Origin of the sequence: Muriicola jejuensis, assembly GCF_010671595.1 — a bacterium.
Classification (GTDB): Bacteria; Bacteroidota; Bacteroidia; order Flavobacteriales; family Flavobacteriaceae; genus Muriicola; species Muriicola jejuensis.
The window spans coordinates 631,283-654,468 of the sequence record NZ_JAABOP010000001.1 but is presented as its reverse complement, the minus strand read 5'-3'; the positions used below and the strand labels follow the sequence as shown (position 1 = coordinate 654,468).

Here is a 23,186-nt window from a genome sequence, read left to right as displayed (position 1 = left end):
AGGGGATGAAGCTGAGACAATTTATTTTCCTTTGTTTTCTTTTAGTCACGGGATTTATCCCTGCGCAGGACGACCTTTCCAGGGCCGATATCCTTTTTCTCGAATATAAGTACGATTTGGCTGTTAGGGAGTATCTCAAGGAAATGAGAGAAAACCCCCTCTCCGTTGAACAGTATCTCAACTTAGCGGAATCCTATTTGAAATTGGAAAATTATGATCTGGCAAGTAATGTGTACAATCAGGTTCTTGAAAAGGATTATGAACTTCCGGCGTACCATTTGAACAAAATGCTTGTCGCCTGGAAAATGAACCAGGAAAATGGGTCCGTACGAAAATTTATGGAGGATCATCCTGATCAATTTGTACCTGAATTGAGGGAAAATGCTCAGTTTAATTTCGATCTTCAGGAAACGGACGGGGATAAACAACTGTCGGCCAATATTTTTAATCTAAACGATAATAGTCCCAATTCCGACTTTGCACCATCATTTTATAGGGATCAATTACTTTTCACAAGTGCTAGGACCTCCAATGATTCAGGAAAGAGAGGTAGTTCGCAGCCCTCCCCCTATTTGAATATTTTTGTAGCTCGATTGGATCCATCAGGGAATATTCTGGCCAGCAGGACTTTTGAAAATATTCCAAAGTTTGAATTTCATCAGGGAACACCTTTTTTTTCGGAAGCCCTTGAAGCAGTTTTCTACATTCGATCCAATGAGGCGAATGGCAACCTGGTTTTTGACGACAATGGAAAAAATGCGCTGGCATTAGGTTCTGCAGATCGTAACGGTAATTTCCGTTTTCTGTTAAAAGACCTCAGTACCTCCTTCTACTACCCGTTCTATGAAGCGGAAACTGGTAAGCTTTACTTTGCAGCCAATTTCAAGGATGGATTTGGAGGTACGGATCTCTACTACGTTTACACAAATAATGGGTTGATCATGTCATCTCCCATTAACCTCGGGCCCCGGATCAATACTCCTGGAAATGAGATCGCTCCCTATATCTTCGAGGGGAGCCTGTATTTTGCTTCGGACGTCTTTTACGGCCTTGGCGGAATGGATACCTATAAATCGGATATCCTGGAAGAGAACACCTACAGTATCCCAATCAACCTCGGAAGGGGATTGAATTCGGAAAAGGATGATTTCGGCTTTATCATCAAAAACTACAGGGAAAACAGCCTTATTGGATACTTTGGGTCTAACAGGCCTGGAGGGAAGGGCAGTGATGACCTTTATGGCTTTATCATCGAAGATAAACCGGGGATCAAAACTTTCACACTCAACGGAAGTGTCGTAAACCTGCAGACCAACGAACGTATCCCGGAGGCTGAGATCCGCTTGTTGGATAAGGCAGGGAAGGTCATCAAAGAAGTTAAGACGGACAATAAGGGCATGTTTCGCATAGAGATCCCCTGGCAGGACGCCATTACGGTTGAGGCTACCAAAAACAGGCATTCCAGGTTTTCTGATAAGTTTGAGGGAGAAGGCATGGAGGCTATCCAGAATGCCCCTTTCAGTATGGGGATCGTGAGTATAGATGACCTTGTAGAGAAGACGGAAGATCAGACCGTTTTGAAATTGAATAAATTCTATTTCGATAAAGGAAAGAGTGTCATTACTCCCGAGATTGCTGTGGAACTGGAAAAGGCGGTGGATGCGGTTGCGAAGTTTCCCCAACTTCAGCTCAGGATCGAATCCCACACGGATAGCAGGGGTGGGGCAGCGACAAATTTCCGCATCTCACAAAGCAGGGCCGATGCGATCAAGGATTACCTCGAAAGTCACGGCGTGTCTTCTTCTAACATTCTTTACTCTATTGGCTATGGGGAGGATAAATTGCTAAACGATTGTACTGACGGAGTATTCTGCCTGGATACATTCCACAAAAAGAATGAGAGACAATTGATCGTTGTCCTTAACTACGACCTCCTGTTCTAAAAGAGAACCATCCAACAATAGTACAAAGCGAAGAGGGACAAAAAAATGATACCCGCATAGGTGAGGTACTGCAATCCTTTACCGGGATGAAACGCCTTGGGCAGGTCTTCACTCATCACGTTCTTGAGGTTCATATACCCCACTATGGGTGCCATGACGAAGGAAATAAAGGTTGCCAGGGCCACCAGGGTCCCCATATTGGCACCAAAGGCGGTAAGCACCACATAATTCACAATAGCGAGGCCAATGATCCCTATGGCAAAATACTTCCTTCCTGAATAATCCTTGTGCTCAGGTGTCAGGTGTTTGATGATATCCAGACTCACCCTGGCAATGGCGTCATGTGCAGTCATACAGGTGCTGAACATGGTCGCAAAGGCGGAGACCGCGATAAAGATATACGCCCATTTTCCGATGTGTGTAGTAAAGAGCTGCACCACCTGGTCTGCAAAGGTAACCGCACTATCACTTAAAACCGTTTGAGTTCCATAGAGGGTCATCCAGCCGATGATGAGAAAGAATACGGCCAGCAAAGCGGTCATATAATATCCGGAATTGAATTCCTGCAGGGCTTCGTTCAAGGGTAATCTCCTCTGGGTCACTTTCTGCTTTTCCAGGGTCCACAGGCTGATCCAACTACTGGCTTCCACGGCTGTAGGCATCCAGCCCACAAGCCCGATCAGGAATAGTATACCGACCTCATCAAAGACCGGGGATGGGGTAAAATCCTGAACAGGTTCCACCTGACCCTTGAACAGGACCAGTACAGTGGTGACCAGCAGAGCGAGAAACAGGACACTGACCACGAATTTGAGGGATAATTCCAGGAATCGGTATCGGCCTATGATCAGTACTGCAGATATAAAAATAAAAAGGCCCAGGGCCACTGTGCTCACGCCGAGACCGTCGACCTTGAAGAGGTTGATCAGAAGACCGGCGGTGACCACGTAAAGAGCCGCAAGGATCGTAAACGTGGTGACCAGGGTGATGAAGGCATACAGCCAGAGATAGGCCTTCCCCCTGTTGCGGTAGCCTTCTATCAGGGAGGTATTCGTCACGGTAGTGTATCGTATGCCGTATTCAAAAAAGGGATATTTCAGCAAATTGGCCAGGATGATGGGAATGACCATGACCCAGCCGTATTGTGCACCGGCTTTTGTGGAGAGGACCAGATGGGACGTTCCGATGGCCATGCTCGCAAATAGCAGGCCGGGTCCCAGGTTCCTGATCAGGGTCTTGATACTTGGCATATACAGGAATCTGCTCTAAAGTAGGACATTTTATGCAATTCGCGAATCGGAATATTCAAATCTCCTGGTTAGACCGCGGTTGGGTATTCATCAGAAGGTCTACAAAGACCTTTACCCTGGCAAAGTATTCCCTCACCTGTACCTTGAAGCCTTCGGATCCTTCAAGGTCCGTGGCGTTGAAACCAATGGCGTACATTCCTTTCCTCGAAGCGAGGTAGATCGCCCTTTCGTTCTGGAATTTTTGGGAGATCACGGTGACACTGTCCAGACCGAATACCTCTTTGGCCCTGACCATGGAGTCCAGGGTGCGAAATCCGGAAGGATCGAGCATTATACTGTCTTCAGGTATTCCCCCAGCGACCAGGTCTTTTTTGAAGGTATCGGGTTCATTGTAATACCTGGTGGCATTATCCCCGCTCACCAGCACGCGATCTATCTTGCCGGCCTTGTAGAGGGCAAGCGTCGCACTGATCCTGTGAGTATAGTAGGGGTTGTTCCCCCCGGCTATGAGTCGGCTTGAAGTACCCAGGACAATACCGACCTTATTCCTGGGGATAGCGTTTATACTGTTGAATGTTTTGCCTTCGGCACCCTGGTCGATTACGGCATCACAGATCAGGAGAGTAACCAGAGGCAGTATCAGGAGAACCAGAAGAAGATTGCGCAAGCGTCTTATCATCGGGAGATAATCAGGCTGATAAAGGTAAGGAAATGCCTGCTATTGCGATCAGGGGATCCAACGGGATTCCCTTTACAACTAAGTATTTCCGCAAATATTTAATAATCAAAAAGATAGAACTTTTTAATCTGTGCTATGCTTTCTTTTTTTACGCCCGTTCTGCTTAAAATCTCGAGATCATCCATGAGTACTTTCTTCAATTCCAGCGGATTCTCAGGTTGAGACCCAAGGAATCCGGCATAAAATGAGAGAGCGAGGTCCATATTGTTCTCCAGAAGCTCACAATGGGCTTTATTGCACCACAACAAATTCAAGCCGGCGTCCAACTCTAATCCCCTCTCTATGTGTTTCCTCGACTCCCCGGCCCTTTCAAGCCTCAGGAGATACCAGGCCATATCGTTATGGGCCAGGGCGAGTGCTTTCCTGAACTCCTCATTTCCGGGATAGAGTTCGTACTTTTCTTCGAGGAGTTTGATCAACGCCTCCTGATAGATCCGTTTTTCTGAGGGCTCAATGGTTCCGTGTATCTCCTCCCTCAGGGAATCCGACTCGACTTTGACGTATCTCAGGGTGAGTTCTTCCATGTCGACATTGTTGAAATACTCCAGATGGGATGCGCAGTCGGCCCGCATATTTCTAAGGACCAGGCGATCGTCCGAAACACTATCCAGCAGATCCCTTACTTCCATAAGGAGTTCCAGGCTTTTTTGACGGTAGGACAGATCTAAGGTAGATTCGAGTTGTATTTGATAGAGTTCCACGAGGTTCAGTGCGGTTGCACAGGTATCTGGCCCAAACTGCTCAAGTTCCCGTCGCATCAAATTTCTCCTTATGGCCAGGGCTTCGGTAAAATAATGCAGGGCATTGTCCAAATCCTTATCCTCAAAATACAACAAGCCCAGATTGTGGAGGGAGGTTGCGAGGTAATGGGTGTATTGATCTGGATATTCCTCAGTGAGTCGATGATAGATGGCGATGCTATCCCGTACCATCTCAATGGCCCTTTGAGATTCCTTCATAGTATTGTAAACGATTGCCAAACTGTTAAGGGTGGATGCTTCATAAGGTAGGAAGATATCAGCATGTGTTTCTGCCAATTTCCTGTAGTGATCGAGCGATCTATGATAGGCCTCCACCGCTTTTTCGGCTTCTTCCATAGAGTGGTAGGTAACCCCCAGGTTGTTGTGAAGTGCGGCCATAATGGCCTGCACGGAACTTTCATCTGCTTCCGGCATGGATTGGTAGACCTTCAGGGCTTTGTTGTATTGTAACTGTGCGTCGTGAAGATTGAATTCATCCGTATAAATGAGGCCGAGTTGATAATGGGCTCTGGCGCGCATTGCAGAGGGCCCGGGGAGATTTTCGTAAATGCGGATCGCATCCTTAATATGGGTTTTGGCTTTCAGCGGCTTCCCATCCTGAACATATGCCTCAGCAAGGGCAAAATGGGTGTTGGCAAGATGCGGCAGGAAGGTCTGCCCTTTCTCTTTTACCAGTGTACCATAGTCTTCCAGGGCTTCGCGATAATGCGAGATGGCCTTGGGTATTTCTAATTGCAGGTACAGGGCCGCCAGGTTGTTGTGGGCTGCTGCCATGTCTGCCTTGTCCTCCTTTGATCTCCCCTTCTGTAATAGCTGCAAGGCAGTTTCAAATTGGGTAATGGCATTTGCCGGTTGTTTAGAGCGCTGGTAGAGTCGGCCCAGCACCATATGCAGGTCAATCTGTTGCCTGAGCCCGGTGGCCTGTTCCAGGGCCATGGTGTATTCTGAAATGGAATCTTCCAGCCTGTCTGTCCTCAGGTAGGCCTCTGCATTCCTGATTCGATCTTTAAAAGTGACGGTCATCATGGTATTATCAGGTTAATGTGGTTTGACGTGTTGTTGAATGCAATTCGATCTCCCTGCAGTGGTGTACGAAGTTTACTCTGGCCATTTCTTCGTAAGCTACCCCTTGAATGTATACGGAAGGTTTTTGCATATCGAGCAGGGCAAACCCCTTCTCTCTGAGTCGGTCGAGAAGTGCTTTAAGCAGGGAGACGGATATCGCGGAATTGGGTCCCGCCTGGTATTCTCCGAAAAACAGGTTTCCCAGGGCTATTCCGAAGATACCTCCTATCAAATCATCTCCTTCCCAGGCTTCCACAGAATGGGCAAAATCCATCTTATGCAGTTCTGTAAAAATGCGATACATCCGCTCGGAGAGCCAGAAGGGATTCATGTGTTCCTGGTCGTTATACTGGCGCTGGCATAGACGCAGAAGGGCCTCGAAATCCCCATTGAACCGAATTACATACTCCTGGTGAGGGCGCAGTGGTATTGTGGCGTCCATTAAAGAAGATTCAGGAAAGAGTACGATCCTGGGATCCGGGGACCACCATTGGACCTTTTTCAGGGGATGATGCCAATAATAGACCCCAGACCTATAGGCAGTGAGGAGGTTTTCTGCCGAGAGGGTCCCACCTACGGCCAGAAGTCCGTCCAGATCCGCAAAATGGGGGGGAGGAAGTTTGAATTCATCTGTTGTCAGTTCAAAATAAGGCACGGTATAATCATTAAGGAAAGTCTGGAGGTTGGAGCTCATTGAGCTCTCCGAGTTGTTTTAGGACCTCGAAGGTTTTTCTGGCTTCTGCTTCGTCGACCACACTGATAGCCGCCCCGACGTGCACCATGATGTAATCGCCTGCGCGCGCCTGGGGCACAAGGGTAAGGCTTACTTCCTTGATGACCCCGTCAAAGGATACTTTTCCCACCCGGAAGGTCTCGTCCAGTTGGGATGTGATGGCGATGAGTTTACCGGGGATGGCAAGGCACATAAGGTCAGGGATTAAGTGAAACTTCTTCTTTTCGCGCCTTCAGGGTCTCCTTTAACCAGGCATACCAGGCATCCATTCCCTCTCCGGTGGTGGCAGAGACCTCAAAGAAGGACAAGTTCGGGTTAACCTGCAGGGCAAATCTTTTGATCTCGCCCAGGTCTACATCCAGATAAGGCAAAAGGTCTATCTTATTGATAATACACACATCCGCAGTATGGAACATATCCGGGTATTTGATGGGCTTATCCACGCCTTCTGTGGTACTGATGATCACTATCCGTTTATCTTCCCCCAGATCAAACATGGAAGGACAGACCAGGTTGCCAACATTTTCGATCATCAGGACCGCATGGTCCTTCATCTTGAGTTTTTTGACTGCCTCATAGACCATATCGCTCTCCAGGTGGCAACCTTTTCCGGTATTGATCTGGATCACCGGCACCTCCAGGGCGGCGATGCGGTTGGCGTCATTGAGCGTTTGCTGGTCGCCCTCGATCACGTAGAACGGGATCTCCTCCTTCAAGTCGCGTAGCGTCCTTTCGAGCAGGGCCGTTTTCCCGGAACCGGGGGAACTTACCAGGTTGAGAGCCAGGATGTCCTTTGCATCAAAGAAGCCTCTGACCTTCGCAGCCATCACCTCATTGGCCTGGAGGATGTCCTGCTCCACTTCGAGGACCTTCCGTTTATGGGGATCCCCGGAGTGCTGATGGGTATGGGAATGATGGTGTTCATGGTCATGCCCGTGAGAATGGGCATGACTATGGATGTGCCCGTCCTTATGGTCGTGATGGTGATGGTGATCATGATCGTGATGGTGGTAATCATTGTGTTCATGTCCATGTTGGTGTTCGGACGGTTTCAGGATTCTGACCCCGCCCTCTTCGCTTCCGCAGCCGCAAGTACCGCACATAACTGGATTTTTTAAATTAAACTACTTCCAGGGCCTTCACCCTCAATTCCTTTCCCTGCAGGATACCTTTAAAATTACTTTGGCATTTAGGGCATGCGTCGTAGAGATGTTCCATCTCAAAGATCGTATCACAGTCGACGCACTGTCCTTTGGCCCTGATCTTATGGATATGCCTTTTCGCGTGTTCCAGCACGGTGTTCTTGACCGCAGCAGGCCATACAAAGTCCAAAGATTCAAACTCTATCCCTGCCAGGGTTCCTATCTCAAGTTCGATCAGCTCCACGGATTTCGCCCTGGCCTTAGCCGTTTCCTTTTCAGCGATCCTGACGATCCCCATGGCTACTGACAACTCGTGCATATCCCGTCAAATTGAAAACATAGTAAGATACAATAGTAGCAAATTGAAAATCTCCGGGATATGATAAAAATCATATTATGAATGAGTTAGAGTAGATACATTTAGTCAAATTGTACCTATCCCAATGAATCAGATTTAAAATAATTCCATCACATCATGGCCACGAAAACGGAAACTAAACAGACCTATTATGAGAGTATCATCAAGCAGGGATACTCCAGAAGGGACTTCATGAAGTTTGCCACCTATATCACTGCGTATATGGGACTGGAATCCTCCATGATCGCACAGGTTGCCAAATCGCTTGAGACGAGCTACAGATTACCTGTGATCTGGGAACACTATCAGGAATGCACCTGTTGCAGTGAGTCCTTTATCAGATCGGACCACCCCATCGTGGCCGATATCGTTCTAGACAAGATTTCCCTGGATTATACCCTTACCCTTATGGCGGCTTCGGGACACCAGGCCGAGGCGGCAAAATTAGCTACCATGGAGAAATACAGGGGAGAATACATTCTTTGTGTGGAAGGCTCTGTACCTATGGGCGACGATGGTAACTACTGTTGTATTGCCGGCAAAACGGCTAAGGAGCAATTCCTGGAAGCAGCAGAGGGAGCCAAGGCGATCATCGCATGGGGAAGTTGCGCATGTAACGGATGTGTCCAGGCTGCATATCCCAACCCAACTGAAGCCACACCCATCCACAAGATCATCAAGAACAAGCCCATCATCCGCGTTCCCGGATGCCCACCCATTGGGGAGGTCATGGCCGGGATCATCGTGCATGTGGTGACCTTTGGAAGATTGCCCGAACTCGATGGACTCGGCAGACCCAAGGCTTTTTATTCCAAGAGGGTTCACGACAGCTGTTACAGAAGGCCTTATTACGACGCCGGACTCTTTGCAGAGACCTTTGATGACCAGAATGCAAAAGATGGTTACTGCCTTTACAAAGTGGGTTGCCGCGGACCGATGACCTACAATTCCTGTGGTACGATCCGCTGGAATAACGGGGTGAGCTTCCCCATTCAGAGTGGTCATGGCTGTATAGGCTGCAGTGAAGAGGATTTTTGGGACAATGGTCCATTCTACGAACGGCTTACAGGACTGGCAGGGTTTGGTATCGAGAGCTCTGCGGATACTATCGGTAAGGTCGCAGCCGGAGTCGTGGCAGGAGGTCTGGCGGCCCATGCGATCGCTGCCAATATCTCCAAGAGGAAAGAACTCAAGAGCGAGATCTCCAGTGGTAAATCAAATGAAAAGAATTTAGAAAGATAAAAATAAGATCATGGCTAATCGAATTGTAGTCGACCCCATCACTAGGATTGAAGGTCACTTGCGAATAGAAGTAGAGGTAAAGGACGGGAAGATCACCGAGGCCTACAGCTCCAGCCCTATGGTACGAGGCCTTGAGAACATCGTAAAAGGCAGGGATCCCCGGGATGTCTGGGCATTCGTTCAAAGGGCCTGCGGAGTATGTACTACCGTACACGCCCTGGCCTCCGTCCGGGCGGTTGAAGATTCCCTGGGTATCCAGATCCCACCCAATGCGGAACTCGTCAGGAACATTATGGAAGGGGCTTTGTATATGCATGACCATTCCGTACACTTTTACCATCTCCACGCACTGGACTGGGTAGATGTGGTGAACGCCCTCAATGCCGATCCGGTAAAGACCTCCGAGATCGCGCAGAGTATTTCTAATTGGCCCAAGAGTTCTCCCGGGTATTTCTCCGATGTGAAGAAACGCATCACCAAGTTCGTGGAAAGCGGACAACTGGGCATCTTTGCCAATGGATATTGGGGACATCCCCAAATGAAACTCCCACCCGAAGTAAACCTCCTGGCAGTGGCACACTACCTGGAGGCACTGGAATGGCAGAAGGAGATCGTGAAGGTTCATACCATCTTCGGAGGTAAGAACCCCCACCCCAACTACCTGGTAGGTGGTATGGCCTGTGCAATCAATACGGAGAGTCCGGGCGGACTCAACGCAGAGCGACTGGCCTATGTAGGCCGACTTCTGGAAGAAGGGAAACGATTCATCGAGCAGGTCTACATCCCGGATCTTCTGGCTATTGCTTCCTTCTACAAGGACTGGGGGGCTATCGGCAAAGGCTTTGGAAACTATATGTGTTACGGCGACTTCCCAACCAATGGATACAATGACATTTCCAGCTTTAAGTTCCAGCAGGGGATTATTCTGGACAGGGATCTCTCCCAGGTCTATGATGTGGATCACCGCAATGAGGATATAGCGGAATTTGTCAACAACTCCTGGTATGAGAACTATGCCGAAGGGGCAGATAAAGGGAAACACCCCTGGGATGGTGAAACAAACATCAAGTATTCCGGGCCTAAACCCCCATATGAATATTTGGATGTTGAGCAGAAATACAGTTTCATCAAGACACCCAGATGGAGGGGCAAACCTATGGAGGTTGGTCCGCTGGCCCGTCTCCTGGTGAACTACGCCCGGGGAAACAAGGAAGTGCAGGAAGCCGTAAACGGTGCATTGGCTCACCTCGATGTGCCTGTGGATGCGCTATTCTCCACTTTGGGCAGGACCGCTGCCCGGGGAATAGAGACCCAGCTGGTCGCCAACTGGACCATGGAGTTCTACAACACCCTCTTGCAGAATATCAAGAACGGGGATACCCGTATGGCCAATATGGACAAATGGGAACCCGAAAAGTGGGCAACCGAATCCAAGGGTGTTGGTTTTTCAGAAGCGCCCAGGGGATCACTGGCCCACTGGATAAGGATCAAGGAAGGAAAGACGGAAAATTACCAATTGGTGGTGCCCTCTACGTGGAATGCATCTCCCAGGGACCCTAAAGGACAACGCTCGGCTTATGAATCGACCCTGCTGGACACCCCTGTGGCAGATCCTGAATTGCCGTTGGAGATCATCCGGACCATACACTCCTTCGACCCATGTCTGGCTTGTGCCGTGCATCTGTACGACGAGCACGGGAACCATATCTCAAAGGTTCAGAACATCTCGAGTTGTGATATCTAAATCCTGATGTGATGAGAACAAGAACCTATAAACGCGTGTATGTTTGGGAACTTCCGGTACGAATATTTCACTGGGTGAACGTGCTTTGCCTCACTACCCTGGCCATCACTGGATTTATTATCGCAGATCCGCCTGCCCTCATGTCTAGTGCAGAGGCCAGTGAAAGCTATTGGTTCGGCACGGTAAGGTTTATCCATTTTGCCGCTGCCTATATCTTTTTCTTCAATATGATCCTGAGGGTATACTGGGCCTTTGTGGGCAACCGATTTGCCAGCTGGAAGGCGTATTTCCCAAGGGACAAAAAGATGTGGCGCAACCTCTGGCATGTCCTGAGGGTGGATATTTTATTGCAAAATGAAAAGAACCCCGATATCCAGAATATCAGTGTGGGGCATAATACCATGGCGGCCCTGTCTTATCTGGCCCTGTTCGTCATAGCCCTGGTCCAGGTGTTCACTGGTTTTGGATTGTATTCCTCAATGTCTGGATGGTGGCTGGCCGACCTGTTTGCCTGGGTAGTGCCCTTTATGGGAGGCGATTTTATCGTGAGGACCATCCACCATGCCGCTACCTGGCTGTTCATCCTGTTCACATTGATCCATGTCTACCTCGTATTTTATCACGACTGGCTGGAGGGCAGGGGAGAAGTTTCCTCCATGTTTGGTGGGTATAAATTCGTCTCCAAGGAACGTATGTCGAAGAAGGTGCCTAACAGAACGAATGTAAAACCTCCGGTTATTGAGCCGGAACCCGAAACCACCCATTAAAGTAACAGAGCAGTCTATGGGCATATCCAGAAAGATCGAAACCCCTACTGCCGTCAGCAGTGATGCCTTTTTCTTTGAGAAAGACAAATCCTCGAGCTTACTCGTATTGGGAGTTGGGAATTACCTCATGGGGGACGAGGGAGTGGGGGTGCACCTTATCCAGGAGATGGCCTCCATGGAGCTGCCTGCCGAAGTGGATATCCTGGACGGAGGAACGGGAGGATTCCTGCTACTGAGTTGTTTTGAGGCATACGGAAAAATCATTTTTGTGGACGCTACCATGGATGGTAAGCCCGCAGGTTCCGTTTCACTTCTGAGACCTAAGTTTGCAGCCGATTTTCCTTCGGCCCTCAGCGTACATGACGTGGGTTTGAAGGATATGATCGAAGCGGTCTACCTGATGGATTCACAACCGGAGTTGTTCCTTATAACGATCTCCGTTTCCGGGGTCACTCCCATGACGGTCGACCTTTCTCCGGAAGTGGAGGCAGCTATCCCCAAAGCAATAGATCGGATTTTGGAACTGGTCAGTTCTATCAGAAATGAAATCACACCGGAAACATGACCTACAGGATCGTGATCAAAGGACAGGTACAAGGGGTCGGGTTCCGGCCCTTTGTATATTCTGAGGCCGCTCGTCTGGGGATCAAAGGGACGGTATCCAACAATGAGGAGGGGGTTATTATCTATGCCTCTGCCACTGACAACGATCTCCAGCAATTCTGCAAACAACTGGTCACAACCCCTCCCAGGGTCGCCAGAGTAAAGTCGCACTCCGTCCAACAAATGGAAGAACGGGAATTCAACGATTTTTCCATCGTCCCATCTGAGAAGAATGCCAGGCTCAACCTGCAGTTAACACCCGATTTTGCCCTGTGTGAAGATTGTGAGAAAGAGCTTTCAGATCCTGCAAACAGAAGGTTTAACTATCCCTTTACTACCTGTACCTACTGTGGTCCCCGATGGGCCATCACCAACGCTTTTCCTTTTGAACGCGACCATACCAATATGGTTTCATTCCCGATGTGTAAGGACTGCGTGAAGGAATACGGGGATCCCCTCGACAGGCGGTTTCACTCTCAGACCAATTCGTGCAGCCACTGTGGGGTTCAGCTCGCCCTGACGGATCATTCAGGAAAAGTGCTCAGTAGAGATCCTGAATCTATTTGCCAAAAGGTTCCTGAGATTCTCCTCCAGGGAAAGATCCTGGCTGTAAAGAATACCAGCGGTTATCTCCTCTGCTGTGATGCCCGGAGCGAGGATACGGTTATGGAACTTAGAAGGCGAAAGCGAAGACCCACCAAACCCTTCGCCATTCTCTATCCCTTCCTTTCGGCTTTGGAAAAGGACCTGAGTTTACACGAAGATCATCGAAAGGAACTCACAAGTGCAGAAAGACCTATCGTTCTCCTTCCCGCTGATGGCTATAAGGGGGACCTGGCTGTAAGAGCACTGGCCCCTGGACTTAGGCAATTGGGTGTGATGATTCCCTATACAGCACTCATGTCATTGATGATGCGAAATATTCATTTCCCCGTCGTCGCCACAAGCGGGAATATTCACGGGTCGCCCATCCTGAGTTCTGAGGAAGAAGCGGTTGTGGCATTGAAGGAGGTCGCTGATTACTTCCTGCACCACACTCTGGAGGTCACCAATCCACAGGATGATTCTGTAGTGAAATACTCGGAGAAAACCTCTCAAAAGATCATCTTTCGCAGATCCCGTGGCTATGCTCCCAATTATTACGGGAGCTTGCCTGTGCCACCCAAAAAGGTCATCGCCATGGGAGCTCACCTGAAAAGCACCATTGCCTTCTTTCCCAACGACTTCCTCTATCTGAGCCAGTACTTGGGAAACCTCGACCATATGGACGTTTACCAGCGATTCACAGATACGGTCGAATTCTTTGTAAGGGTTTTTGAGACCACCCCCGAGGTGGTCCTCCACGACCTCCACCCGGCCTATGCCAGTACACAATTTGCATTGGTCCGGGCCCGCGAATGGGAAGGGGAAGCCCGTGGGATCCAGCATCACAAAGCCCATTTTGCTTCTGTTTTGGGAGAAAATGAGCTCTTTAGATCCCCGGAGCCCGTATTGGGCGTGGTATGGGACGGCACAGGTTATGGCGAAGACAGTGCGATCTGGGGGGGTGAATTTTTCGGTTATAAGATGGGGAGGATGGAACGCCTTGCCCATTTCGAATACTTTGACTGGCTGGCCGGGGATAAAATGGCCCTGGAACCCCGACTCTCCCTTTTTTCGCTTTCGGGAACCGCAATGACCCCTGTATTGGAGGACAAATTTACCCCGGAGGAAATGCGGATTTACGGGAAGGTCATTCAAAAGAATACCCTGAAAACTTCCTCGGTGGGCCGCATTTTTGATGCTGTGGCGTCACTGCTCGGGATCTGCGACAGAAATTCGTACGAGGGAGAAGCCGCCATCCTGATGGAGAACTGCCTTACGGGATATGATCTCAATGAATGCCATCCTTATGTGGACTTAGGGGAAGACGGAAAACTCCCTTCATTTGACCTGATCACCAGGATTCACGAAGATATGCTGGCAGGCGTGCCTAAAGATCAGATCGTACGTGACTTTCTCTTTACCCTGGCTACAATCATCTTTCAGGTGGCGGAGCGATTTAATATGAATCATATCGCATGCAGTGGGGGAGTTTTTCAGAATGCCACCCTCGTAGACATGGTCCGGGAAATTGGTAAAGACAATTATAAGCTTTACTTTAATAGGGCTTTGTCTCCCAATGATGAGAACATCGCTTTTGGTCAGATAGCCTATTACGTACATCTTAATCCGGAATCATGAAATACCTTAAGGAATACCGGGATTTGAAACCTACCAGGGATTACCTGAAGCTGATAGAAAAGACAGTGACAAAACCCTGGAACATCATGGAGATCTGTGGAGGACAAACCCATAGCCTGGTCAGGAACGGAATACTGGAACTTTTGCCGGAAAACGTTCGGATGATACACGGCCCCGGATGCCCTGTTTGCGTGACCCCCCTCAACCTGATAGACAAGGCGGTAGAATTATTGCAAAAGGGCGTCATCTTGTGTTCCTTCGGGGATATGGTTCGGGTTCCGGGAAGCCGGTTGAGTTTGCAGGAGGCCAAGGCCAATGGAGGGGACCTCCGAATCTTGTATTCTCCCTTGGAAGCTGTAAAGATCGCGCGGGAAAATCCCGATAAAGAAGTGGTCTTCTTCGCTGTGGGATTTGAAACCACTGCTCCGGCAAATGCCTTGTCGGTGTTACACGCTCAGAAAGAGGGCCTGACCAACTATTCCATCCTGGTCTCTCACGTCCTTGTTCCTCCTGCCATGCGCGGGATTCTCGATGATGAGTTCTGTAATATCGATGCCTTTCTGGGAGCGGGCCATGTCTGTGCTATCATGGGGACGGAGGAATATCCTCCTCTTGCAAAAGAGTACAACATCCCCATTGTGATCACGGGTTTTGAACCACTGGATCTGGTTGAGGGGATATACATGGCCGTAAAACAACTGGAAGAAGGACGGTGCGAGGTTGAAAATCAATACGCCAGGGTGGTCCGGAGGGAAGGGAATACCGAGGCGAGAAAAGTGATCCATACCCTCTTTGAGATTGGTGACAGGGCATGGAGAGGGATAGGCGTCATCCCGAATAGTGGATATATCATCAGGGAGGAATACAAGGCGTATGATGCCGAAGTGAAGTTCGGTATGCACTCCATTCAGGCCCCTGAGAACCCAAAATGTATTGCCGGGGAGATCCTGAAAGGGATCAAAAAGCCCCATCAATGCAGTGAGTTTGGGAAGACCTGTACCCCAGCCAGCCCTCTCGGGGCGCCCATGGTCTCGTCTGAAGGGGCCTGTGCAGCCTATTATCACTATTCTGATAACCTTATTTCATCCTGATTCTCTGAGCCAATGAGCAACAAATATTCTCATATTCACCTGGGCCACGGCAGTGGAGGTCTTATGACCCGTGAATTGCTGGACGAGATCATCTTCAAGACCTTTAGCAATCCTTTTCTCGATAAGAAACACGACGGTGCTATCCTGGACATTGCGGGGCCTCTGGCGATGTCCACAGACAGCTTTGTGGTGTCTCCCATATTTTTCAAAGGCGGCAATATAGGTGAACTTGCAGTTCACGGCACCGTAAATGACGTAGCCATGTGCGGTGCGATCCCGCTTTATCTTTCCCTCTCTTTTATCGTGGAAGAAGGATTGCCTGTCCCCCAGTTCCGGGAGATCGTAGATTCAGTGAAACGGACGGCCGATACCTGCGAAGTGCAGATTGTGACCGGGGATACCAAAGTCGTGGAGAAAGGCAAGGGTGACAAGATCTTTATCAATACCACAGGGATTGGGACTGTTCACCCCAGGGCTAGGATATCCGCAAACAGGATCCAGGAGGGAGACAAGATCATCCTGAATGGCTTTTTGGCCCAACACGGAATGGCCATCATGTCGCAGCGCGAAGGCCTGGAATTCGAATCGGATATTGTAAGTGACACCACTTACTTGCATTTCCTGGTCAGGGAGCTGCTGGATGCTTTTGGGGAAAAGATCCACCTCTTCCGGGACCCCACCAGGGGAGGCCTCGCGAGCGTCCTGTCCGAGATCGCCACGGATATTGGGAAAGGAGTGGTGCTGTACGAAAAAGCCCTGCCCGTGGAAAAGCAGGTGGCTGCTGCTTGTGAGATCCTTGGTCTGGATCCCCTTTATGTGGCCAACGAAGGGGTGCTGGTGGTCATAGCCGATGCCTCCGTAGAAGCTGAGGTCCTCGATCTCATGAGGCGAAATCCTAAAGGTGAACATGCCGTCACAGTGGGTTCATTCACCACAGAACATCCCTCAAAGGTGGTCATGCACAGTAGTATAGGCGGTAAACGCGTAGTGAGCCCGCTTCTGGGAGAACAACTGCCCCGTATCTGTTAGAAGTTAAAAATCCAGTAGGTCCCGATGACGATGGCAAAAAGACCTCCGGAAAAACGGATCCCTTTAAAAAACAGATCGTTATGACCGTTTTTGGTCAATGAAGCTACCTTTCCTAAAACAAAGGTGTACAAGGTCATCGACAGCACAATACCCGCACCGAATCCAAGGATATAAGCAGAGGCGTCGGTATTGTCTTCAAAACTCAGTACAGGCAGGAATAGCAGGAAATGGGAAATTCCGGCGAGCCCGTGCAAAAGCCCGATTGAAAAAGACGCCCAATGCGATTGTTTGGCACTATCTGGGTGTTTGTGGTGGTGGCTTTTTTCCCGACTGTGATTATGGGGGTGTTTGTGGATCAGCGGACCCTGTTCGCTGTGGACGTGAAGATGGGAATGCCCTTTCTCTTTTCTGAACACCCTGTAAAGCGCCCAAATCCCTATGCCGAGAAGGACGAAGCCGACCAGTTGTTCACTGTAAGCCGAAATAAGATCTACGGGGATCAATTCTTTGAAGAGTGCAAACAGGATTCCTATTCCCAGCATGCCGGCCAGATGCCCAAGACCCCAGGAAAGTCCAATCTTCCAGGCTTTGCGCTTCGATTCCAGGGCGAAGGGAGTAACGGCTGCGAGGTGGTCCGGTCCCATGATCACGTGGAGCATGGAGGCCATCAGGGCAGCGACAAAAGGAAAGGAACTCACCATGGACGCGAACAGATTAGAGAAAGCTTCCTAAAGCTACGATTTTCTTTCATTTTGAATTCAAAAAAAGCGACGCCCCGGAGCCGGGACATCGCTTTCCATCTTATTCGAGGGATCTACTGCCCATGGTTTTATTTCCCAAAGGAATAACTGGCACCCATCATGAACATCGAAGTCGTCATATCGTAGGCGACCTCACTTTGAGGGATGGCCCCGTAGGGAGGGGAATTCTGGATGAACTGTGGATTCAGGAGGGGCCCTGAGGTGGCATCCCCGCTCGAACCATAGTGATAAACGGCATCCAGGGAGAAACGGTCGCTGAACTCATAGCTCAACCCAAACTGGAACGCATTCTTGATGATGGCCGTGGCAGGTACGCTGAAGAATGCGAGATCACTGTTGATGGGGTTTGAACTGTAGGTATAACCCAGGCGAAGGGGTAATTTATTCACTCCCTTATACTGAATCCCTGCGGATATGATATTAATGTTCTCCCAGCCGAACCCGGCGACTGAGAACGTGGGAGTCCAGCCAGATTCTGCAAAACCTTCTGTATTCTCATAGTCTACTAGCCGGTAGTCCAGGGCCAGGTCTACATTACCCAGGGAATACCCCAGTCCGAGGGAGTAAATAGCGGGATAATTAATCTTAAAGTCATTGGTAGAGGTGCTGTTGTCCAGATAGGTATTATCCAGACTGAAATCACCAAATACCTGTTTGGTTTTATAGGAAGCACCTGCCTTGAAACCGGAAGGACTCTGATAGAACAGGCCAAACTGGGCTCCGAAGCCAATCGCGGTGGCCTTATCCGCATTGGGATAACCTGCTCCGGTGGGGTTGGCTGTGGGGTTTGGGATCAATTCTAGGGTTGCAAAGTTAAAGGTAGGCTCGATCCCTATGGAGAACACATCCGACACTTCATAGGCCCAGGTGAGTCCAACCTGCAGCAGGCTGTAATCGGATTCTACCCTACCAAATCCTCCCATATTCTGTGGCATATTGATGGGGTTGGTACCACTCTCCGGGAAGGTCACACCAAATCCACTGATCCCAAAGGCAGAGATCCCAAGTGTGTGTTTGCTATCGGGATAGGTCCATACATAGGCCAGGGAAGGAAGAATGGATACTCCGCGATCGTCGGCTGTGGTCCCGCTGAAGAAATTCCCTGTGGGCTGACCATTGCTGTCAAATTCAGGGACAGTAGAGCTGAGCTCCGGAGAAGAAAAAAACAACCCAATGTCTAACTTCAATTGATTTTCATCAAATACGGAGATCGAAGCGGGGTTCCATTGCAGTGCCCCGGAGATGTCGAGGGGTTGTGCAGTGGCTGCTCCGCCCATGGACATATTGACGGAACCCACTCCCTGCATAATATGTCCGGCCTGTGAAAAGGCCACTGTGGCCAGCAGGCTCATTCCGAAGGTAACCAGATAGTTTCTCATAGTGAATAGTCTTTTGCGATCCGATTTTTGTTGAATTAATGAGGTGATCGCTGTTATATATTGGCACAAATGTAAAGGCAAGAAACAGGTAAATTCCTGACGAATGTCATAGGATGCTACCAGTGTAACCTGGGTTACACAAGTTCTAAATACTTGATAAACAATATGTTGAATATTTATTTTCAAATTCTGCCATCATCCTAGATCCCATTCATAGAGAGAGGTGAATACCTTTAAAAAAAAGGTCTTGATGAAAGGTCAATCACTAAAGCATTCAATGTGCACCTGCATTCGGTGAGAAGAATCGGAAAGGGTCACCATACCCTACCTTGAAAGGCATAATATTTTCTATCTTTAGCTATTGATCCTAAAATTGAACACTATGAAACTTCCTCTGATTTCTAAACTGATATCTTTTGCATCTCTCTGTTTGGTCGCTCATGGAGATCTGTTAGCTCAGCAAACTCCTGAAGTTGTGGGCCACTGGGACCTCGAGGTACAACTGGAGGACCAGTGGGTGCCTTCCTGGCTCGAGGTCAAACAATCAGGGACCGAAGCCCTGGTTGGCCATTATGTCAGTTTCGCCGGAAGTGCCAGGCCCATCTCCGAGGTGCATTACAGGGATAGCCTGGTCAGTTTTAGTATTCCCCCTCAATGGATAGGCACGCACTATATGATGTTTACCGGTACCGTCAACGGAGATGCTATGGAAGGCACTCTCCTGGATCATACGGGTATGCCCCATGCTTTCAGGGGTGTACGGGCGCCAAAATTACTGTATCCGGATCCGGAAAAATGGTCGAAGCCCAAGGCATTGCTGAAAGAGAACAGCCTCGAAGGCTGGAAAGCCCAGGGGAACGGCCCGAATCAGTGGTTTGTCAAGGACGGAGTACTTTCAAGTCCTGCTTCTGGCAGTAACCTTATGACCGAAGAAAAGTATATGGACTTCAAACTTCATATCGAATTCCGCTACCCGGAACATTCAAATTCAGGAGTATACCTTCGTGGGCGTTACGAGGTACAGGTTGAGGACAGCTATGGAAAGGATCCTTCTTCGGTCTACCTTGGAGGTGTTTACGGCTTCCTGACACCCAATGAGAATGTCGCGAAAAAACCAGGGGAATGGCAGTCATATGATATTACACTGGTAGGAAGACGCGTTACGATCGAGGCTAACGGGAAGACCATCATCCACCGTCAGATCATCCCGGGGATCACCGGAGGAGCTCTGGACAGCCGGGAAGGGGAACCCGGACCTATCTTTTTGCAGGGAGATCACGGTCCCGTGGAGTATCGAAACATAACGATCGCCACTCCTGTTCAATAGGCATTATTAAATAGGAACACTGATTATTCAAATGAAATACATCTTTTCGATATCGCTCATCGCTTTCGTATTCTGGTCTTGTCAGGATCAGAAGGAATACAGTTCCGTAGACCCGGTAAACTGGGGAAAAAGAACCATCCGCCTTCCTGAGGCAGACTCACTGGTGACGGGGAGCACCTATTTATCAGTGTACTCACAGATCTACAGTCAGACAGAGCACCTAACGCACGACCTCACCGCGACGGTAAGCATGAGGAACATGAACCGCGTGGATACGGTCTATCTGACAAGTGCCGAATATTTCGACACACATGGCAATCTGATCCGAACGTACTTTAAGAATGTGATCTTCATTGCTCCCATGGAGACCATTGAGATCGTAATAGACGAACACGACAGGGAAGGGGGTACAGGGGCGAACTTCTTATTCGACTGGGCGACGGCAGCGGGAGTTACCGAACCCCATTTTGAGGCTGTCATGATCTCAACTTCGGGTCAACAGGGCCTTTCTTTCGCCACTACAGGACAGCGTTTAAAATAAGAAGAACTAAAGATCTTTTTATATAACTGAACAGGACTTGTTCCGATCGGCTTTAACCAGAATCAACTACAATAGATCTGACCATATGAAAAAGGTTTTGCTTTTCACGGCCTTCATCTTATTTGGGTGTTCCTCCCCGGTACCCGTTTCTTTTGGAGAAGTGTTAAAGGACAGTCCTTCGATCATAGGCAAGGCAGAATACCTGAAATCCCCTTTTGTGACCGCAGGAGACCGTGTGTATTTGGTCGGCCACCAGGATGGGAGCTTCCCGGAACTGGGATGGCATATCACAGGAGAGATGGGAGGGTTGTGGGACCATCCTGTCAAACTACTCGATGGTTTTGATATCCAATTGACCGTCGGGGAGACCCCACTGATGCTAAATAAAGCAAGTTCATTTACCAACTACCCCATGGCCAACCGCCATACCTTTGTATTTGAGGAGGTGGGGATACGGGCAGATCGCTGGCAATTCGTCCCGGATGGAAAGGAAGGGATGCTCGTGCAGTTGGTGCTCACCAATGAAACGGGCGTCAAAAAAAACTTGGAAGTCTCCTTTACGGGTCATGCCGACCTGCGGCCTACCTGGCTGGGTGAAAGGACGAACATGGTAGATGGTCAGGACCGGATCTCATTCGATGAGGACCGGGATACCTGGGTTGCAAAGGACGAGGAAAATCCGTGGTACCTGGTCTTTGGGGCCGACCTGAAATCGAGTTCCCATACCGAGGCAGAAACCCCATACCGCGGAAAGGGTGTTTCGGGCACATTGTCGTATTCCCTGAATCTAGACCCTCGCGAGACAAGGACCCTTACCTTTACTTTGGCAGGCTCCTACACCTCCGAGGAAGACGCCTTATCGACCTATACCTCCATTAAAACCGATGCGGTCTCCCTACTAAAGGCTAAAAAGACGAGATATGAGGCATTGGCCGGTCGATCCAGACTCACCATCCCCGACTCCGCTTTGCAGCGAACCTTTGAATGGCTGAAATACAATTGCGACTGGCTGGTGCGGACCGTTCCTGAGATCGGCAGCGGAATTACCGCAGGGATACCGGACTACCCCTGGTGGTTTGGGGTGGATAGTGAATATGCCCTTAAGGGTTATATGGCCGTAGGTCAGACTGAGGCGGTTTACAATACGATCGCCCTTCTCGACAGCCTGTCCGAAGTGACCAACGGAAACGGGCGCATCGTTCATGAAGTGTCTACGAACGGAGCCGTATTCAACGAGGGGAATATAAACGAAACCCCGCAGTTCGCTTCTCTGATCTGGGAGGTATACCAATGGAATGGGGACAGGGCATTCCTGGAACGTTATTTTCCCACGGTCAAAAAGGGATTAAACTGGCTGATGTCGGAAAAGGACTTGGACGGAAATGGGTTTCCTGACGGGTTCGGGATGATGGAGATCCACGGGCTCGACAGCGAAATGATAGACGTGGCGGCATACACCCAGCGTGCCTTTGCAGATGCTTCGGCCATGGCCTCTGAATTGGGAGAAGTGCAGCTCGCAGCGCAGTATCAGGCTAAAGCCGATCAATTGAGGGAGGACATCAACAGAAAATTTTGGTCAGAGGAATTCAATTCCTATGCCGATTTCATCGGAACGGACCAGCAAGCACTTCACCTTATAGAGGATGCCATCGTCCGGGCCGATACCCTGAACAAACCCTGGGCCGTAGAAGAACTCAAGGCCACCAAAAAGTCCATTTTGGCTAATCCTTCTGCCACCCCAAGGCCCTTTGTCCTCCATCACAACTGGGTGGTGAATACCCCCATGGAAATGGGGATCGCTGATCCTGACAAGGCGCTAAGGGCCCTGGAAACCGCCGAAACCTTTGTGAATCCTTTTGGTGTATTTGTTACTGGGATAGACCGGGACGAGTCGGCCGGCTCAGACGAAGGCTCCTTTAAAGGGTCAAAGGTATTTTCCTATACGGGGGCTGTGATGACCCTGCCCACGGGAGTGCAGGCCGTGGCAGAGAACAACTATGGCAGGCCTGACCAGGCCCTGAATTACCTGCAGCGAATGGCCCGTACCTTTAGCTATGCCCTGCCAGGCAGTATGTACGAGGTGTCCCCGGATTACGGCATGATCACCCAGGCCTGGAATATCTACAGTTTCGCCATCCCTATCGTTCAGCAGTTTTTCGGAATACAGCCCAGGGCTTCAAAAAAGCAGGTCGTGGTCACTCCTCAATTCCCCCAAACTTGGCCCAGTGCTTCACTGGAGAACGTGGTCATCGCAGACAACGCCCTGTCTGTTTTTTACGAAACCACGTCCAATGGCTACAAAATTCGGGTAGAACAGGACCGGCCCGGGTGGGAAATCCTACTCAGAATAAGGGACGAAAGCGATCAAAAAGGATTTATGGTCATGGTGGGCAAGGAAGAGGCCGTGCCCGTGGAAGGTTTCTATGAATTTAGGACAACGGAAACGGAGCTGGAGTTGCAGGTAAGCTTTGACCCCTCGTAAATTCAG

At 49.5% G+C, this 23,186-nt stretch carries 21 protein-coding genes; 11 read left to right on the top strand and 10 right to left on the bottom strand.

The features are described 5' to 3' along the window. Positions 1-5 precede the first annotated feature (5 nt). Positions 6-1,943, top strand: a complete 1,938-nt coding sequence (locus GWK09_RS02980; protein WP_163691522.1) for an OmpA family protein — start codon at positions 6-8, stop codon at positions 1,941-1,943. On the opposite strand, the gene GWK09_RS02975 is transcribed toward GWK09_RS02980, so the two are convergent. The 8 genes from GWK09_RS02975 to hypA all read right to left on the bottom strand — a co-directional run bounded on the left by GWK09_RS02975 (position 1,940) and on the right by hypA (position 7,952). Then, positions 1,940-3,193 carry an NRAMP family divalent metal transporter gene (locus GWK09_RS02975; RefSeq protein ID WP_163691521.1) on the bottom strand — a complete coding sequence of 418 codons (1,254 nt, stop codon included), beginning with the start codon at positions 3,191-3,193 and terminating at the stop codon, positions 1,940-1,942. The two genes, GWK09_RS02980 and GWK09_RS02975, sit on opposite strands and share 4 nt — an antisense overlap. Before the next feature lie 55 nt (positions 3,194-3,248). Next, positions 3,249-3,872: a SanA/YdcF family protein gene (locus tag GWK09_RS02970; protein ID WP_163691520.1), complete on the bottom strand. Its 624-nt coding sequence runs from the start codon at positions 3,870-3,872 to the stop codon at positions 3,249-3,251. 98 nt (positions 3,873-3,970) lie between these two features. Continuing rightward, positions 3,971-5,719 carry a tetratricopeptide repeat protein gene (locus GWK09_RS02965; protein ID WP_163691519.1) on the bottom strand — a complete coding sequence of 583 codons (1,749 nt, stop codon included), beginning with the start codon at positions 5,717-5,719 and terminating at the stop codon, positions 3,971-3,973. Positions 5,720-5,726: 7 nt separating this feature from the next. After that, positions 5,727-6,452, bottom strand: a complete 726-nt coding sequence (locus GWK09_RS02960) for a leucyl/phenylalanyl-tRNA--protein transferase (RefSeq protein WP_163691518.1) — start codon at positions 6,450-6,452, stop codon at positions 5,727-5,729. After that, positions 6,424-6,684: a HypC/HybG/HupF family hydrogenase formation chaperone gene (locus GWK09_RS02955; RefSeq protein ID WP_163691517.1), complete on the bottom strand. Its 261-nt coding sequence runs from the start codon at positions 6,682-6,684 to the stop codon at positions 6,424-6,426. Before GWK09_RS02955 ends, GWK09_RS02960 begins: the two co-directional genes overlap by 29 nt. Before the next feature lie 4 nt (positions 6,685-6,688). Continuing rightward, positions 6,689-7,351: a hydrogenase nickel incorporation protein HypB gene (gene hypB, locus GWK09_RS02950; RefSeq protein WP_283401223.1), complete on the bottom strand. Its 663-nt coding sequence runs from the start codon at positions 7,349-7,351 to the stop codon at positions 6,689-6,691. Beyond that, positions 7,318-7,518: a hypothetical protein gene (locus GWK09_RS15005; RefSeq protein WP_239530575.1), complete on the bottom strand. Its 201-nt coding sequence runs from the start codon at positions 7,516-7,518 to the stop codon at positions 7,318-7,320. Before GWK09_RS15005 ends, hypB begins: the two co-directional genes overlap by 34 nt. A 92-nt stretch (positions 7,519-7,610) precedes the next feature. Further along, entirely contained in the window at positions 7,611-7,952 is a 342-nt protein-coding gene (gene hypA / locus GWK09_RS02945; protein WP_163691515.1) for a hydrogenase maturation nickel metallochaperone HypA, read from the bottom strand. 156 nt (positions 7,953-8,108) lie between these two features. Between hypA and GWK09_RS02940 the strand changes: the two genes are divergently transcribed. From GWK09_RS02940 to hypE, 7 genes are read left to right on the top strand one after another with little or no spacing between them, the layout of a single operon-like run. After that, a complete protein-coding gene (locus tag GWK09_RS02940) occupies positions 8,109-9,233 on the top strand; it encodes a hydrogenase small subunit (protein WP_163691514.1) in 1,125 nt (374 codons plus the stop codon). A gap of 10 nt (positions 9,234-9,243) precedes the next feature. Beyond that, complete coding sequence (locus GWK09_RS02935; RefSeq protein ID WP_163691513.1) at positions 9,244-10,977, top strand: nickel-dependent hydrogenase large subunit; 1,734 nt, start codon at positions 9,244-9,246, stop codon at positions 10,975-10,977. Positions 10,978-10,988: 11 nt separating this feature from the next. Then, on the top strand, positions 10,989-11,744 hold the full coding sequence (gene cybH, locus GWK09_RS02930; protein ID WP_163691512.1) for a Ni/Fe-hydrogenase, b-type cytochrome subunit: 756 nt from the start codon (positions 10,989-10,991) through the stop codon (positions 11,742-11,744). A 16-nt stretch (positions 11,745-11,760) separates the two neighbouring features. Beyond that, on the top strand, positions 11,761-12,309 hold the full coding sequence (locus GWK09_RS02925; RefSeq protein ID WP_163691511.1) for a hydrogenase maturation protease: 549 nt from the start codon (positions 11,761-11,763) through the stop codon (positions 12,307-12,309). Then, entirely contained in the window at positions 12,306-14,570 is a 2,265-nt protein-coding gene (gene hypF / locus GWK09_RS02920; RefSeq protein ID WP_163691510.1) for a carbamoyltransferase HypF, read from the top strand. Before GWK09_RS02925 ends, hypF begins: the two co-directional genes overlap by 4 nt. Continuing rightward, positions 14,567-15,661 carry a hydrogenase formation protein HypD gene (gene hypD / locus GWK09_RS02915; protein ID WP_163691509.1) on the top strand — a complete coding sequence of 365 codons (1,095 nt, stop codon included), beginning with the start codon at positions 14,567-14,569 and terminating at the stop codon, positions 15,659-15,661. The genes hypF and hypD overlap by 4 nt, the downstream gene beginning before the upstream one ends. Positions 15,662-15,673: 12 nt before the next feature. Next, on the top strand, positions 15,674-16,690 hold the full coding sequence (gene hypE / locus GWK09_RS02910; RefSeq protein WP_163691508.1) for a hydrogenase expression/formation protein HypE: 1,017 nt from the start codon (positions 15,674-15,676) through the stop codon (positions 16,688-16,690). Here hypE and GWK09_RS02905 read toward each other — a convergent pair. After that, positions 16,687-17,391: a sulfite exporter TauE/SafE family protein gene (locus GWK09_RS02905; protein ID WP_163691507.1), complete on the bottom strand. Its 705-nt coding sequence runs from the start codon at positions 17,389-17,391 to the stop codon at positions 16,687-16,689. The genes hypE and GWK09_RS02905 overlap by 4 nt on opposite strands. A gap of 128 nt (positions 17,392-17,519) precedes the next feature. Next, a complete protein-coding gene (locus tag GWK09_RS02900) occupies positions 17,520-18,830 on the bottom strand; it encodes an OmpP1/FadL family transporter (protein ID WP_163691506.1) in 1,311 nt (436 codons plus the stop codon). A gap of 382 nt (positions 18,831-19,212) precedes the next feature. Between GWK09_RS02900 and GWK09_RS02895 the strand changes: the two genes are divergently transcribed. The 3 genes from GWK09_RS02895 to GWK09_RS02885 all read left to right on the top strand — a co-directional run bounded on the left by GWK09_RS02895 (position 19,213) and on the right by GWK09_RS02885 (position 23,180). Further along, positions 19,213-20,157 carry a 3-keto-disaccharide hydrolase gene (locus GWK09_RS02895; protein ID WP_163691505.1) on the top strand — a complete coding sequence of 315 codons (945 nt, stop codon included), beginning with the start codon at positions 19,213-19,215 and terminating at the stop codon, positions 20,155-20,157. A 31-nt stretch (positions 20,158-20,188) separates the two neighbouring features. Beyond that, positions 20,189-20,698 (top strand): DUF3124 domain-containing protein, encoded by a 510-nt coding sequence (locus GWK09_RS02890; protein WP_163691504.1) that lies wholly within the window; start codon positions 20,189-20,191, stop codon positions 20,696-20,698. An 85-nt stretch (positions 20,699-20,783) separates the two neighbouring features. Continuing rightward, complete coding sequence (locus GWK09_RS02885) at positions 20,784-23,180, top strand: alpha-L-rhamnosidase-related protein (protein WP_163691503.1); 2,397 nt, start codon at positions 20,784-20,786, stop codon at positions 23,178-23,180. Positions 23,181-23,186: the final 6 nt, after the last annotated feature.